This is a genomic window from Citrobacter sp. Cpo074 (assembly GCF_030332745.1).
Classification (GTDB): domain Bacteria; phylum Pseudomonadota; class Gammaproteobacteria; order Enterobacterales; family Enterobacteriaceae; genus Citrobacter; species Citrobacter portucalensis.
In genome coordinates this window covers 410,542-426,493 of sequence record NZ_JAOWHG010000027.1, presented here as the reverse complement: position 1 = coordinate 426,493, position 15,952 = coordinate 410,542, and the positions used below count along the sequence as shown (strand labels likewise).

Annotated in this window: 13 protein-coding genes; 7 read left to right on the top strand and 6 right to left on the bottom strand. The window is 48.0% G+C overall.

Annotation, left to right across the window (positions count from 1 at the left end; genetic code table 11):
* Nucleotides 1-44: 44 nt before the first annotated feature.
* Entirely contained in the window at nucleotides 45-1,637 is a 1,593-nt protein-coding gene (locus OGX83_RS06600; RefSeq protein WP_079934031.1) for an arylsulfatase, read from the bottom strand.
* A gap of 626 nt (nucleotides 1,638-2,263) precedes the next feature.
* Between OGX83_RS06600 and OGX83_RS06595 the strand changes: the two genes are divergently transcribed.
* The 6 genes from OGX83_RS06595 (at nucleotide 2,264) to OGX83_RS06570 (ending at nucleotide 9,485) form a co-directional block, all read left to right on the top strand.
* On the top strand, nucleotides 2,264-3,877 hold the full coding sequence (locus tag OGX83_RS06595; protein ID WP_032943434.1) for a mechanosensitive ion channel family protein: 1,614 nt from the start codon (nucleotides 2,264-2,266) through the stop codon (nucleotides 3,875-3,877).
* Nucleotides 3,877-4,992 carry a BamA/TamA family outer membrane protein gene (locus OGX83_RS06590; protein ID WP_502873515.1) on the top strand — a complete coding sequence of 372 codons (1,116 nt, stop codon included), beginning with the start codon at nucleotides 3,877-3,879 and terminating at the stop codon, nucleotides 4,990-4,992. Before OGX83_RS06595 ends, OGX83_RS06590 begins: the two co-directional genes overlap by 1 nt.
* A gap of 28 nt (nucleotides 4,993-5,020) precedes the next feature.
* Entirely contained in the window at nucleotides 5,021-5,959 is a 939-nt protein-coding gene (locus tag OGX83_RS06585; protein ID WP_286587617.1) for a hypothetical protein, read from the top strand.
* 17 nt (nucleotides 5,960-5,976) lie between these two features.
* Nucleotides 5,977-7,089: a BamA/TamA family outer membrane protein gene (locus OGX83_RS06580; protein ID WP_225280800.1), complete on the top strand. Its 1,113-nt coding sequence runs from the start codon at nucleotides 5,977-5,979 to the stop codon at nucleotides 7,087-7,089.
* On the top strand, nucleotides 7,090-8,205 hold the full coding sequence (locus tag OGX83_RS06575; protein WP_174770263.1) for a DUF4056 domain-containing protein: 1,116 nt from the start codon (nucleotides 7,090-7,092) through the stop codon (nucleotides 8,203-8,205).
* A gap of 92 nt (nucleotides 8,206-8,297) precedes the next feature.
* Nucleotides 8,298-9,485, top strand: a complete 1,188-nt coding sequence (locus tag OGX83_RS06570) for an OmpP1/FadL family transporter (protein ID WP_060682211.1) — start codon at nucleotides 8,298-8,300, stop codon at nucleotides 9,483-9,485.
* Between the two features lie 297 nt (nucleotides 9,486-9,782).
* Here OGX83_RS06570 and OGX83_RS06565 read toward each other — a convergent pair whose 3' ends face one another.
* The 3 genes from OGX83_RS06565 to OGX83_RS06555 all read right to left on the bottom strand — a co-directional run bounded on the left by OGX83_RS06565 (nucleotide 9,783) and on the right by OGX83_RS06555 (nucleotide 12,655).
* A complete protein-coding gene (locus OGX83_RS06565) occupies nucleotides 9,783-10,265 on the bottom strand; it encodes a GNAT family N-acetyltransferase (protein ID WP_063941970.1) in 483 nt (160 codons plus the stop codon).
* Nucleotides 10,253-10,519: a type II toxin-antitoxin system TacA family antitoxin gene (locus OGX83_RS06560; RefSeq protein ID WP_008784769.1), complete on the bottom strand. Its 267-nt coding sequence runs from the start codon at nucleotides 10,517-10,519 to the stop codon at nucleotides 10,253-10,255. Before OGX83_RS06560 ends, OGX83_RS06565 begins: the two co-directional genes overlap by 13 nt.
* A 153-nt stretch (nucleotides 10,520-10,672) precedes the next feature.
* Nucleotides 10,673-12,655: an alkyl/aryl-sulfatase gene (locus OGX83_RS06555; protein WP_286587614.1), complete on the bottom strand. Its 1,983-nt coding sequence runs from the start codon at nucleotides 12,653-12,655 to the stop codon at nucleotides 10,673-10,675.
* 254 nt (nucleotides 12,656-12,909) lie between these two features.
* On the opposite strand from OGX83_RS06555, the gene OGX83_RS06550 reads away from it, so the two are divergent.
* Entirely contained in the window at nucleotides 12,910-13,296 is a 387-nt protein-coding gene (locus OGX83_RS06550; protein ID WP_008784771.1) for a KPN_03583 family lipoprotein, read from the top strand.
* A gap of 112 nt (nucleotides 13,297-13,408) precedes the next feature.
* On the opposite strand, the gene OGX83_RS06545 is transcribed toward OGX83_RS06550, so the two are convergent.
* Together OGX83_RS06545 and OGX83_RS06540 are read right to left on the bottom strand one after the other, a co-directional pair.
* Nucleotides 13,409-14,038, bottom strand: a complete 630-nt coding sequence (locus OGX83_RS06545; protein WP_003832974.1) for a winged helix-turn-helix transcriptional regulator — start codon at nucleotides 14,036-14,038, stop codon at nucleotides 13,409-13,411.
* A 237-nt stretch (nucleotides 14,039-14,275) separates the two neighbouring features.
* Nucleotides 14,276-15,463: an OmpP1/FadL family transporter gene (locus OGX83_RS06540; protein ID WP_048235374.1), complete on the bottom strand. Its 1,188-nt coding sequence runs from the start codon at nucleotides 15,461-15,463 to the stop codon at nucleotides 14,276-14,278.
* Nucleotides 15,464-15,952 lie beyond the last annotated feature (489 nt).

The following is a 15,952-nucleotide window of genomic DNA, read 5'->3' as shown; positions in this document are numbered from 1 at the left end:
AAAAAACGGGCAGGCTGTCTGAACAGCCTGCCCGGAGGCTTAGGTTATTTATTGATATTAGAGCCTTGTTCCAGCATCGCCGAAGCGTCGGAAATGGTGAACGAACCCGGTTTCTGACGCGGTGGGAACTCTTTGAAGGTTTCCAGCATCTCTTTCGCGTATTTCTGCGCGCCGCCCATCAGGAACAGACGGTCGTAGAACCAGGAGTTGTAGCCCATACCGTCGCTGCCTTTCTCCAGCGGATCGACTTCAAGGTCAAAGATCAGTGGCGTACGCAGCTTGGTGAACGGGTATTTCCACAGATCAAGACCGGTATGCTCCTGAATCATAAAGTGAACTTTCCAACGCTCGTAGCGCATAGCCAGCAGATCGCCGTCATCGCTCCAGTAGAAGAACTCTTTACGTTGATTCGGGCCCTTGCCCTGGAGGTAGTCGAGCTGGTTGTAGCCATCCAGGTGCACCTTGTAGGTAATGGACGGCGTTTTGTAGCCTTTTAACAGCTCGTTTTTAATGTTCGGATCGCCCGCAGCCGCAACCAGGGTAGGGAACCAGTCGTTACTGCCGAAAATGCCGTCAACAATGGTGCCTGGCTTAACGTGGCCCGGCCAACGAATCATCGCCGGTACGCGGAAACCACCTTCCCAACCGGTGTTCTTCTCGCCGCGGAAAGGCGTTTCGCCTGCATCCGGCCAGGTTGCTGTCATCGGGCCGTTATCGGTGGTATAGACGAGGATCGTATTGTCTTCGATGCCGAGATCTTTAATCTTCTGCAGCACTTCACCAATCATCTTGTCATGTTCCACCATGCCGTCGGCGTAGGTTCCAAGGCCCGTAGCACCAATGCTCCCGTCTTTCAGGTGCGTTTTGTTATGCATACGGGTGGTATTGAACCAGGTGAAGAATGGCTTACCGGCTTTAACCTGACGTTCCATGAAGTCGTTGTTGGCCGCGAGCGTTTCTTCGTCCACGGTTTTCATACGCTGGACGGTAAGCGGACCGGTATCTTCAATCTTGCCATCGGCGGTGCTCTTAATGACGCCACGTGGGCCAAACTCTTTGCGGAAGGCCGGATCTTTCGGGTAGTCCGGGTTCTCCGGTTCTTCTTCGGCGTTCAGGTGGTAAAGGTTACCCATGAACTCATCGAATCCGTGCGCGGTTGGCAGGAATTCATCGCGATCACCGAGGTGGTTTTTACCAAACTGGCCAGTAGCGTAGCCCAGTTGCTTCAGGATGTTCGCAATGGTCGGATCTTCTTTTTGCAGACCCTGTGGCGCACCCGGCATCCCCACCTTACTCATCCCGGTACGGAACGGCATTTGTCCGGTAATGAATGAAGAACGGCCAGCGGTCGAGCTTTGCTCAGCGTAGTAGGAGGTGAACTTGGCACCTTCGGCAGCGATGCTGTCGATATTTGGGGTTTTATATCCCATGGTGCCCTGATTGTAGGTACTCAGGTTCCAGTAGCCGATGTCATCACCAAATATAACGACAATATTTGGTTTAGATGAGTCTTGCTTTGGCGCATTTTCCGGTGCGGTAGATGTCGCCGGTGCAGCATGAACAGTGGACACAGCGCCAGCTGCTAACGTTAGCACACTGGCAATCATCGTCCTTCTAAAAGGGACACTTTTATGCATGGTGGGGAACTCCGTTCATTAGGAAAGCCTTTTGAGTATAGACACGAAAAAAATCCTCCAAATTTTTTCTAATGGAGGTTAATTACTTTCACAAGATAACTATTCGAGAATTCCTGCAAAAATATGAATAATGCAGGGCATATCTTTCGCATCGTGATTAATTTAATGCAGCTTAATTAAGGCGGAGGGGTTATTCCATCTGGAAGTTATTTAATAATAAATTATGGAAGAAGTTATCATTATTGGATTTCAACATAATGCTGAATCGATGCAACACACACTGACAGTTAATTTTATGCACCAGGACGCTATGCAAGCCACGCGGATACATAGCTGCCAAATGCTCTATTCAGGTCAAAGAGGCGCTATTTCTTTACGAATGGATACGCTGACTGACCCCGTAGGGAAGCGTTATTTACCTTTTTATCAGAGGGGATAATCGAACGCTTATATTTAGTAATGAGGAAAAGAACCTTTGAAAGGCAATGTCATCTTTCACATGAAATGAAGATCTCTTTATCACTAACATTGCGTAAGTGAAAGGCTGGTCTATGCTAAAAAAAGCAATCAAATTTGCGTTGGCTTTTTGAATAATAACGATAATTCTCGTGTTTTCGGTGGCGAATATGAACAGGATTGTGATCGCTTTTTTAATGTGCTTTCTTTCCTCTTTGGTTGTTAACACATATGCGGCGGAACCTCGTCAGGAGCCCACCGAAAAGGAACGCGCGCGAACGGTTTATATTTTTCATCAACCGATTGTCATGCTCCAGGCGAAATTCGGCCTTACCACGCCAGAAGAGCGGGTGCTGCGCATCCGCAATACGCTACGAAATTTCACTGAAGCCGATGTTCGCGAACCGCTACAGGTTGTGTCGGTCACGCGTTATAACCAGCCGGGAAGGCTTATCGTGATGAACGGTAAACCGGTGATGTTGCTGACACAAGGCGATCTCGACGAAGGAGACGATCTTACGCTCGACCAGGCGGCGCAGCGCGTACTGGCGCGCATGGAGGCGCAGCGGTCTGCATTGAGCGATCAGTATAACAGCGGCTGGCTGGCGCTGTCGGCGGTGAAAACGGTGGCTGGTCTGGTGGGACTGGTGCTGTTTTGGTTCGGTGCATACCGTTCCTGGCGTTGGGTCAGACGCGTTTATCGTCGTCGCATTTTTGAGAACAAAAGCTGGATCCCCCAGAGTTGGCGGCGTTTTATCGGCGCTATCGAGACACGCCTGTACGCACTGTTGATGATCCTGCTGGGTATCGTTGCACTTTACGTTTGGCTGAGTTGGGTCTTTAGCCTGTTTCCCTGGACGCGCGTCTGGGGAGAGTCCCTTGGTGACTGGTCTGTACGCGTAGTGCGTGATATTGCATTGTCGATTGTCTCAGCGTTACCTGGCTTGATGATCGTCCTGATCATTTTTCTCATCACGGCCTTCATCCTGAAGTTGCTTAAAGTGGTTCTCAACCAGGTGGAGGCAGGGCGTTTGCAGTTGCCTGGAATTCACCCTGAAACCGTGGGCGCAACCCGTAAGTTGATCTCTGTGGTGGTGTGGCTCTTTGCGCTATCTGCAGCCTATCCCTTTTTGCCCGGTGCCAATTCACTGGCGTTTAAAGGTATCAGCGTTTTCTTTGGCCTGATGCTCACGCTGGGGTCGGCCGGGGTGATGAACCACGCAATGAGTGGACTGGTTTTGATCTATTCGCGCGCGCTGCGCAAAGGCGACATGATTCGGGTAGCGGACAACGAGGGATTGGTAAGCGAAATTGGTATGCTCGCGACCAAAATTATCACTCGTGAAAATTACGTGGTCACCGTGCCAAATGCGGTAGTGGTTAGTGGAAAAATTACTAACCTTAGCGCGCAAAGCACCAACGGCGGCGTCAACCTGACGGTCGGCGTTACCATTGGCTACGACACGCCCTGGCGCCAGGTCCACGCAATGCTGGAGTTGGCAGCCAAGCGTGCCAAAGGAATCGATCTTTCACAGCCGCCGTTGGTGCGTCAGCTGAGTCTGATGGACTGGTATATTTCCTATGAATTGCAGGTGCGCCTGCTGCCGGATGTATCTCTGGCAGATGCCCGTAATGAACTGCATAGCAATATTCAGGACGTCTTCAACGAATTTAACGTGCAGATTATGTCTCCGAATTTTGTGCTACAGCCAGAAAACAGCGTGATGGTGGCCAAAGAGAATTGGTATACCGCACCCGCAACACCTCCAGAAGGCGGGAAATAATGCGTTGGCTTTTTCTGCTAATTCCTCTGCTGTGCTGGCGCGCTATGGCGACAGGGCTTATCGATCCTGAAGACGGCATGGTGGACATGAGCCGTTATTTACAAGAAAACCCGTACGGTTTTCTACCGATTCCGCTGGTTATTACCGAACCGGCCGTTGGTTATGGCGGCGGCCTGTTCGGTCTGTTTCTGCATGGCAAGGGACGACAGGTTGATGGGCAGTTTATTCCTCCGGCCATGAGCGCGTTTGGCGGTGGCGGAACGCAAAACGGTACCTGGTTTGTAGGTGGGGGGCATCGCCACACCTGGCAGGATGACCACATTCGCTATCTGGTTGCAGGAGGCTATGCCGATGTCAATCTGGATATATATTCCGGTGACGTATTGGGCTTTGGCAATAACCGGGCCGTGGAAACCGAAACTCGCGGTTATGGCGGTATGCAAAAGCTTCTCTTTCGCGCAGGGGATTCTCCCGTTTTTCTGGGAGCATCACAGTTCTGGGCAAAGATGGATATCTCTGCCCGCAATAATCCGCTCGTCAACCAGGTATGGCGGCAGCTATTGGGTGAAAGCAGCATCACCTCTGCATTGGGGGTGGTAGCGGAATACGACACAACTGATAACTTCTTTTGGCCCGGACGCGGGCTTTCTCTTAGCGGCGAGTATCAATTCTACGGCCACTATCTTGGGGGGGACTATCGCTACGACCTGCTGACGCTCGAAGGCAAGTTTTTCCTGCCACTGAACGCCGACTGGACGCTTTCACTTGCAGGGGACTATCAAACGCTGTCGCAGCAGGATAAACATCTGCCACCAATGGCGCGCCCTTATATCGAACTTCGTGGTATCTCTCGCTATCGCTACCAGGGGGATGACGTGAGTACCGTTCAGACGCAGTTAGCCTGGCAAATGTCGTCGCGTTGGATTGTTTTGGGTTTTGTCGGTGCTGGAAGTGCGGCAGACAGTACATCAGAGCTTTACCGTAGCGCAGAAGTGGCCTGGGGCAGCGGTATTCGATATTTGATTGCGCGCGAATACGGACTGCGTACCGGTGTAGATGTCGCTTTTAGCGATAACGAACAAGCAGTTTATTTTAATGTTGGCTCTGGCCTGTAGGGATGAGCGGAATGAATGAGGACAAATAATGAAATGGTTCCACGCGGTTGTTCCGTTGCTGTGGGTTTCCGGCGTGGCCAGCGCAGCTGAAACTGATGCCAGCACGTTTCCGATTTGGGGCGAGGAGGCCAGGGCGCGGGGATATGCCATTCCGCTACCGTTTGGCATCAACCTGAGCTATATGAACATGCGGCAAAATATTGATGTCGATAGCATCAGTTTTTCCGGACTGGCGCTTGGCAATCACCCGATTCCTGTCGATATGTTCAATATTGATGCCGACCATACGCGTGAACAGAGCAAAACTGAAAACCTACGTCTGGACATGTGGGTCTTCCCGTTTTTGAACATTTACGGGCTGGTAGGGCACACACGCGGATCGTCGGTCTCGAATGTTTCAGTAGATGCAGACCCTTCGCGCTACACCGGTGTTGACCGCATTATCGCATCATCTGTGCATCAGCTTTATCAGAGCGGTGAGCTACAGGATATTGATTTTGTTCTCGATTTTAAAGGCACAACCTGGGGAACCGGTATTACTTTGGCAGGAGGATACGAAAACTGGTTTGCCCTGGTGGATACCAACTATACCCGTACTGATTTTGACATTCTGGATGGCAAAATTTCAGCCCTTACCGTGTCTCCCCGTGTTGGGTATCGCTTTAAATTTCAGGGGCCGGTGGGCGAATCTCATCTGAGCGTCTGGGTGGGGAGTATGTACCAGAACGTGCAGCAGGAGTTCAGGGGTAGCCTCTCCGATCTGCATATGCCCGCTGAGCTTCAGCCACTGATCCAGGCCGTAAACCAGGATGGCAACGGGCGATTTGATGTTAAACAGAATCTGACCTCTCCGTGGAACATGCTGCTGGGGACTCAGTTTGAAATGACACCACAATTTAACGTCCTGACGGAGTTTGGATTTAACGAACGCAATAGCTTCTTTATTGCCGGTGAATATCGCTTCTGATGAACGGTTTTCGCGTCATGTTGACATCGCTATTGGCTCTGACGACCTGGTCTGCGGAGGCGTTAACATTGGATCAACCCTCAATTGACGCTTTCCTCGGGAAGCTGGGTGCGGATAACCAGTACGATCCGGCAAAAGGGGTGAACTGGAGCGTGTTGCCGGGGCCATTTTACACTCCAGAGCTGAAGCTGGGTCTTGGCATGGCGGTGGCGGGGATCTACCGGGTGGATGCGGCAGATAAAACAACTCAGAACTCTTCTGTTTCCTTGACGGGTTATGTCAGTGCCAGCGGGGCGTTGGGAATGGGGATCAGCAGTTATACCTTTTTTACCGACGACCGTTGGCGATTGTTTGTGGACGGCTCAGTGAACAAAGTGCCAACGGGTTTTTGGGGCATTGGCTACGACGCAGCCCAGGGTAATGAACAGGATTACACCAACAACTCCGTGAGTTTGCATCCTGTATTGATGCGAGAAATCGCTGAACGCGTTTATCTTGGCGCGGGTTGGGATTTTTCTTCTATGCAGGCGGACGTTGACGATCCGCATCAGGGGGACGTGTTCAGCCTAAATAATGCGCAGACATCGCCGTTATCGTCTGGACCCAGTGTAAGTCTGAGTTACGACACACGTGACGTTGTCACGCGGCCACAGCATGGACACTATTTTAAGCTGGAGTACACCTGGTTTGATCCGTCTTTTGGTTCAGATACTCATTTTACGGCAGCACAGGTTCAATACGATCGTTACCTTTTACTTGATGACAGGACTGTGCTGGCGTTCGATTTATGGGGACGTTTCACTCGTGGAGACGTGCCGTGGGATCGTTTATCAATGGCCGGAGATGACCGCCGTCTGCGGGGGTATTACCAGGGGCGTTATCGGGATAAGGATGTGGTAAGTGGGCAGGTGGAATATCGAAAAAAACTCAACTGGCGACATGGTTACGTGTTGTGGTTGGGCGCAGGAGCTTTAGGCAGAAACATTGACGATATGGGACATCATCCGATCTTACCTAATGCGGGTGTCGGTTATCGCTTTGAAGTGAAGCCCGCCATGAATATCCGCCTGGATTTAGGTTTTGGGAGAGAGAGTGCAGGATTCTATTTTCAAATTGCGGAGGCATTCTGAATGGCTAAAGGATTTCTGTTTTTACTGCTGGTAGCCGGATTTGCCTGCGCGGAAGTTCCTGGCCTCACTCTTAAACAAGCGCATAAGGCATATCCCGTTGTCGGCCATTTAGCACCGCCGGAGTCACTACGCCCATGCTGCGCGTTTGGCTATGATCTTCATGTCAGGGCGATAGGTGTGCCGATCCCTGTCTACCAGATTGGCAATGTATTAACGTTAGATTCACTGGGGCGTCATCACTATAACGATAGTGCGTTGGGGGCCGTGAAAAATATCGTTGGACTGAGTGAGGAAAAAAACGGACTGCTTTATACCCACCGTGGGGGTTTTATCGACATAGCGCACGTTCGCGATACGGCGGATAACACCCTTTACCTCTTTTCTCGTATTTATCCAAAACTTGGTCAACAGTGGCGTTTTTTTTACAGTGAAGAATTGGGCGTCAGACGGATACAGCTACACGGTTTCACACCTCCTGCAGCAATGGCGCAGCGTTACACATTGGCCGCCTGGTTGGCGGGGAATCTGGCCTTTGAACTGGCTCAATGGCACGAAATTGCACAGTGGTATGGATTCGAGTCTGTTCCCGGTTTTTCTGAGCAGATTTCTGCATTTTCCCCGGAAGATCTCTATTCAAATCTACTGGGTGCTCGTATCGCCATCAACGTGATTTTACAGGGCAGGGTGGAATCCATTGCGGCCTACAACGCGGCGGTGGATCGCGAACTGCAGCGGGTTTTACTGCAACTTGGCGTCGCAACCCGGACTGAAACTGAGCGTAAGTTTCGCGAATTGGACGGTGACTGGTGGAACAGTAAACGTAGGGTTCCAGATAAATTTCTGGTGTTAAAGCGTAACTATAATCTTGAGCATAACCGGTTACCAACCCCAGTTTCGTACGAGAACGCCACGCCACTGCAACTGACTTTTCCCGCCGTGATCGAAGGATATCGGCTTGCGCGCCTGGGCGAGTTACAAATTTACCCGGGCACTTCCATGCAATCGCTTCCGCGACCGAAAACTTATTACGCACCAGATAGTTTTCAGTCCCTGGCTGACACAGCGAGTGAAGCAGACAAAATCCAGCTCGAACGTATGCACAAGTCGCGCTTTTAATCCGGTGCTTTTGCCTGACAATTTAAATGCTGCAAGCTACGCTTTTACAGACGCTAACTACTTCAATAATGAAGAAATTCTGCAGGTGGCCTATGAAAAAATTGACCTTGATTTATCTTAGTCTTTTTTGCTCGCCGTTAGCACAAGCTAGCGCACTCTATTTTTATGAAATAGGCACCGAAGATACGGCTTTGGCAGGGGCGGGGCAGGCAGCACGTGCGCAGGATGCCTCCACCATCGTGACTAACCCCGCAGGAATGACGCGACTTCCGGATCATATGTTCACCGGTGGATTACAGGCAATGGATGGTGATGTGTCCTACACCCTTGAAGACGAGACGGGGCGTAAAAGCCCCGGTGACATCATGCGCTTCTTTCCAAATGCCAGCGCATTCTATGCCCAGAAGGTGAATGACGATCTTTATGCTGGTATTGGGCTATACGGAAATTACGGTCTGGGGATCGATTTTGGCAATTGGTCCGGCGACCGGCTGATTAAGAAAAGCACCATGGTTGCGATGACGCTCAGTCCATCGCTGGCTTATAAGCTTAGTGACAGGGTTTCCGTTGGGGGCTCTGTTAACGTCAATTACGGTTTTCTGTCACTCACTCGAAATGTTGATGGCAACGATGAAAAAGAAAAGGATCATGACTGGGCGATGAGCTATCGTCTGGGATTATTGATGGAACTGACCGATCAAACCCGGGCCGGTATCGCCTGGACCAGCAAAACTGAGTACGATTTTGATATTGACGGCAAAGCGCGTTTCCCGAACTTACCGAACGTGGAATACGATTTGCCTATTTCTGCGCAGGTACGTGCTCCACAACAGATTATGTTAAGTCTGGTTCATGACATTAATAAACAGTGGTCAGTGATGGGCGATCTTGGCTGGCAGGACTGGAGTCAGTTCGGCGCGCCGCAAATAACGGTGGTCGGGCAAGAAGTTGATAAGTCCAGTCGTCTTAAGGATTCGTGGCATACAGCTTTAGGTGTGCAATTTCGACCTACGGAACAATGGCGTTTGAATGCGGGCGTAGCTTTTGATAGTACAGTCTATAATTCGCAAAGCGATGTGGCGCTGACGTTGCCGACCGGTGATGAATGGCGATTTGCTACCGGAGCGCAATATCAAATTACACCACAAAGCAATATCGGTGCTGCTGTGTCGTATCTGCATATGCAGTCGTCCCACGTACAGTCACCATCAATTTATCAGGGGAGTTACGATAATCCGTATCTGTGGTTTGCCAGTGTGAACTACAGTTATCAGTTTTAATGTTCAGTGAAGTGAGAGTCGCGGTGGAAATGTAGAAGACATAAAACAGCTATTTGCATAACCAGCTGTAGTCGAGAGCCATGATCCAGAACTGTTAGCGCTGTTGAGGCAACTGTGCTTGAAAGGGTTTTGAGGCGTCATTATTGAGCAGCACAAGGATGACCATAAAACATCAGATTCAGCCTTTATCTACGTTAGTGCGCATAATGTATATTATGTTAAATGCAATTTGATACGTACTCAGTTAAGTCCCCATGTGGCCCACGTTTGGCCATTGACCTCCTCTGCTCATTACAATCATGAAAGCCTGAGAAACAGAGTTCGTTCCTGCAGTTGAGATGCTTTGAATCCGTGGTGAAGATAAAAACGTTTAGCTTCGTCTGTGAGCGCATGCACCATAACGGCACGCACGCCAATATTTTCTGCCACTTTGTAACACCGCAGTACCGCATCGTGAAGCAGATCGGCCCCTAACCCTTTTCCACGAACAGAAAGATCTACGGCCAATCTGGCAAGGATAATTACGGGGATTGGATCTGGCATGTTACGCCGAAGATTGCCTGTTGCTTCTGTGTGGTTGACGCTACCAGTGGCCAGTGAATAAAAGCCAGCGACTTGTCGCGTGTCTGTTTTGCAGACAACAAACGTCCTGGCTGCGCCGAGAGCCTGATTTTTTAGCCCTTTTTGCTTTAACCAATCATCGAGAACAATTTCTCCGCTGACAAATTCCGCCAATTGATGAATGTGAGTTAGTGGCTCAGGTGCGGTTACAAATCCCACTGTGGTTTCCTTGCCAGTAGCTTCCTGATAGCGGGATCTTCGGCAACCGGAGCATCAAGCATCTCGATAAACTCAGCGTATTGTTCATCATTAAAATTAAACACTCGGCGATCGAGAATAACGTTCTCTGCCGCCTGGCAGGCCATTTCCAGAATAAAGTCTGTACGCGATTTATGTAGAATCTCTGCGGCCGCATCAATAAGTGCGCGTTGGGATTCTTTAGCTCTAAGGTTGAGCTGGACATCTGATTTCATTATTAAGCCTCTTGTATAGCAATTGCTTTACAAGCATATCATAAGGCTTATGTATAGCAACTGCTATACAGTCTCGTACAACTCAATACTCTGATAAGCAACAATAAAAAACCCGCCAGTGCTGGCGGGTTATGGCATGGTTTGTCTCTACAATTAAGGCGTTACCATGTTAAACCAGAAATCAAAGCTATCTAAATACCCGAGGAACTCATCAAGCTTGGCATGATTGCCGGAAATTTGTACATCACCCTTCTCTTCTGCCTGTTTCAGCGATTCTTCCTTGAGAATAATTTTGTTCAACGTTGCACGGTTAAGCGTAATGGAGGCATCAGCGTTGCTGGCCTGTGTATCAGCGCTATGGTTAAGAACACCGTTTTCCAGTTCCAGTTTGTATTTACCGCCGTCAGCACCTAAATCGATGTTGAAGACTGCCTGCGCATTTGCCGCTTTTTCTCCGTTAATATGTACCGCGAGATAATCAAAGAACATCTCAGGTGACATGGCTTTAACGGTATCCGGGCTGGCGGTATTTGGTGTCGCGCCTTTCACCACACCGTTGCGTAATTCTTGTGCACCAGTCAGATAAAAATTACGCCATGGACCGGACTCAGCCTGGTAACCCATTTGCTCAAGGGCATCTGCTTCCAGATTACGGGCTTCTTTATTGCTCGGATCTGCAAAGACGATATTGTTAGTGACTTGCGCCACCCAACGGTAATTGCCCTGGGCATAATCAGTTTTCGCTTTTTGCATGATTGCATCGGCGCCGCCCATATAATCGACATATTTCTTCGCGGCATCAACGGGCGGTAATTCATTCAGTGTTGCCGGATTACCATTGAACCAGCCGAGGTAAAAGACATACGTTGCTTTCACATCATGGCTGACAGAACCATAGTATCCACGGCTGGCCCATGATTTTTCCAGACCAGACGGCAGTTTGAAGTTAGCGGCGATTTCGTCACGGGTCAGCCCCTGGTTAGCCATGCGCAGCGTCTGATCGTTGATGTAACGGTACATATCACGCTGACTTTTCATTAACTTCACCACATTTTCATTACCCCAGGTCGGCCAGTGATGCTGAGCAATAATAATGTTTGCCTTTCCACCCCAGCGGCCAATAACGTCATTGATATATTTTGACCATGCCAGCGGATCGCGGATCTTCGCGCCACGTAATGAATAAGTGTTATGCAGCGTATGGGTGACATCCTCTGCAGCTTCGATCATTCCCTTCTCTTCTACATACCACAGCATTTCAGAAGGTGCTTCCGATCCCGGCGCCATCATGAAGTCATAGGTTAGACCGTCGATAACTTCTTTCTGCCCGGTGTGGGTAATATAGTTAGTGGGTTCAATCAGCGTCACCGTACCGGCGGAGGTTGTCGTCCCCAGACCCGCACCGACCTGACCTTTTGCATCCGGTTTCAACAGATTGCCATACATGTAACTGGCTCGGCGACTCATGGCGTTACCTGCCATAATATTTTCAGATACAGCTTCCTTCATAAAACCAGCCGGTGCATATACCTTCACTTTACCGGATTTCACATCCGCTTCATCAATCACGCCGCGGACGCCACCGTAGTGATCAACATGGCTGTGTGTATAAATGACGGCAACAACGGGTCTTTTACCGCGATTCTTATAATAAAGGTCCATTCCCACTTTCGCAGTTTCTGCCGAGACAAGCGGATCAATGACCGTAATACCCTCTTTCCCTTCCATAATTGTCATATTCGAGAGATCAAGATTACGGATTTGATACACGCCATCGGTGACCTGGAACAAGCCGCCAATATTGATCAACTGCGACTGACGCCACAGGCTTGGATTAACCGTGTCGGGGGCTTTTTCGCCCTCTTTGATAAAGGCATATTGCTGAGGGTCCCAGACAACATTTCCCTGCTCCCCTTTAATCAATTCATTGGGAAGCGGAGCAATAAAACCTTTATGAGCGTTCATAAAATCGGTTTTATCAGTGAATGGCAATTGACCATATAAGGCGTCATTCGCACTTTTGGTCTGAGCAGTCGCATCTTTTGCCCCTTCCTGTGCCAATACAGGTAGTGATATTAATGATGTTGAACACACACCAGCTAAAGCCAGATAACTTACTAGTTTATTAAGTTTCATAAATCCTCGCTAATAATATATTATCAAGAAGAAAGAAACCCTGCTGCTCTGATTGCTGAGAAGCTTCCTTAATACTGTATTTATCAGGTTTCTATGATCTAATGCTCGTAGGCTAACATGGTCTTCTGAAACAATGTAATGCAATGACATTTATTTTTAAATTTCCTTTTGTTTTTATTTAAACAAAATAGCTGTAGACACCTGACTGTATAAAAAGATAATGGCTGGCATCCATTGTCTTTAGAACACTATATATGCGCACTCTCTATCTACTTCTCATCACTGGGATACTTTCTGGCTGTAATACTTCTCCCCCAGAGAAAGTTGTTAAGATCAATAAAATGGTGATCCCTGTTGTTCAGGCACAACCCGAGTCAAAATCAAGTAGTGACTCGGCATCCCTGTCCTTATATCAGGATAATAAACAGCAAATTGAAAACGTCGTGAGTTCGTTAAAAAATGAATATCTTCATGAGGTTAAGCCAAGAGAGATGTTTGACGTTCATAGCCAGGCGTACCAGGTTTATGCTTCTTTAACCAAGCTCGAACAAATGCAGCAAATGAACAATTTTTATTATAAGGAGCATAATCAAACAGGACTGTTAAGCATTAATCAGTCCGTGAACTCTCTTATTGAATAACAAAAAATCCTCCTCAGAGAATGATGAGGAGGATTTTTTACGATTGATATCATGCTACTACAATAGAATATTAAAGTTAGATAATCGATTTGTAACTTGTTTGTGGGTTTATTTAAAATCGCTCAGGCAATTTATTGATGGAAGTAAGATACCCTCCGCGTTCAAAATCAATATACCCTCCTTTTTTTAACGCAGATACAACATTTAAAACACTGCTGCGCGATAAGTGGGTCCGATCCTGAATATAATCCAAAATAGAGACTCGCGTGCGCGTCTCTTCCGGCAACAAAATCATCTCTTCGAGGTGGTTACGTATCACTGAATAAGTACGCTGCTGTACGACTAAATCATCACGATAAAAGAGATAGCCCGTATGATATGAAAGCACTGCCGCCGCATCTTCCCACAAGCCTTGTTGATGAAAGAGTTCTCGTGCTTTATCGGCATCGACGCGTAATAAGGTTGATTCTGCTTCAGCGCGCAATAAATGGCCGTGTACCGGTTGGATCATTTCGGCAATACCGAACAGATGGGGTTCATAGACGGTCACGATTAACAGACCATCAGAAGAACGTAAAATGGACAGCTCCCCTTGCAAAAAAAGGTAGAGTTGAGGCTTATTCTTGTATTTCCACATGATACGCCGCCGCGGCACAACTTTCATCTTTTCTGCAATCGGTTCAAGTGCTTGCATTAAACGTTGTATGCTTTGTTCTGGGCGTACCGGAGGTGAAATTTGCATAATCAAACCTGTATTATTTAGATTGAAAACAATATGCTTTTACCTATATTCCATGAAGGTAGTACAGATTCATATTAAAACCATAAATTGCTCAATAATAAAAGTACAAATTTATTTTTATTTAAACGAGCGTGTGTGATAAGACCACCAGCAGATGGTCACCAGACACCGCCGGATAGATAATCCGCTATGGTGACTATTAACAATGCGTGAGATATTTAATCGGGAATAACGGCGCTAGAATTGATAGCTGTAGTTGACACTGGCAAACCATAACCACGGGTTCTTATACTGGCCTGCAAAGATATCAGATTTGACGTTGGACGACTGCATGTGCAAATACTCAACGGCAACGCCAATATTGCTGGCTGGCGTAATCTGGTACTGTGCACCGGTGGCAAGTCGCCATTCATCGCCGGTTGGCATCGAAAGCGCTACATCACTTTGCGATTTGTACGGTGAACTGTCATATGCAATACCGGCATTAATGCGCCACTGCTCATCGGGATGATATTGCACGCCCAGCGCTGTATGCCATGTATCTTTCAGACGATTATCACGATCGCTTTGCTGACCATTCATTGTAATCTGCGGGCTGCCAAACTGGCTCCAGTCCTGCCAGCCTAGATCGCCCATTACTGACCACTGCCTGTTGATATCGTGAACCAGACTAAGCATCACCTGCTGCGGAGCACGGACTTGTGTGGAGATCGGCAGATCATATCCAATATTAGGTATATTGGGAAAACGCGCTGTCCCGTCAATATTGAAATGATAATCAGTCTTGCTGGTCCAGGTTACACCCGCTCGAGTATTGTCAGTTAAGTCCATTAATAACCCAAGGTGGTAATTCATCGCCCAGTCATGATCGCTTTGTTTCTCATCGTGGCCATCGACATCTCTGCTTAGCGACAGAAAACCATAGTTTAGCCCTGCAGCTGCGCCAACCGACACCTTATCACTTAGTTTCCATGCAACGGCGGGACTCAGCGTCATCGCAACCATGGTACTTTGTTTAATTAACCGATCCCCAGCCCAGTTGCCGAAGTCGATACCTAACCCATAGTTGCCGTACAAACCCAAACCGGCAGAAACGGTATCACTCAGCCGTTGCGTATAAAACATGCTGGCATTGGGGAAAAGCGTCATTACATTACCGGGGCTTTGTCTGCCATCTGTCGTATTATTCAGCGTATAGGGAATATCTCCGCCCATCGCCTGTAATCCTCCGGTGACCATATGGTCAGGTAAACGAGTCATCCCCGCAGGGTTCGTTAACAGCGTAGAGGCATCCTGAGCACGAGCGGCCTGCCCTGCACCAGCCAGTGCGGTATCTTCCGTTCCGATTTCATAGAAATAGAGCGCACTGGCGTGACCGACCGACGAAAAGATCATCCCGGAGAGAAAAATTATATTTTTTTTCATTGTATTACCTGTTTGGAGGGGGCGTTCTTTACTAAACGTAGGGTCAGCTATCACACGGTATTGATTTATGCTAATAGCATAATCAGGCATCAGGAATGATGTCGTGTTAAATTTTATCCAATATTAAATTTTATAATTCAACACAACGACATCTTAAATGCCGACTTAATGAGAACTCTTCTTAATAAGTGATTTGACATAAATTCTAATGTAAAGAAATGAAAATTTAATCTTTTCATAAAAAAGTATGAGTGAAGTCGCCAACGGAAAAACCATAGTTATGATCATCACATAACTGTAATATGCGTTTTAAAAAGTAAAACCTTTACAGCCTTGAGGAGACCTTGTCTTCTCAAAACATTGTGTCTCAAATATGTCTGTGATTTCAATGGGACACGATGATCATTAACCTCTAAAACCTAATATATAAGTGAGGCGAATATCTTATTGTGCTAACTAATCCTCAGGAGAATAACGCTAATCTGGTCA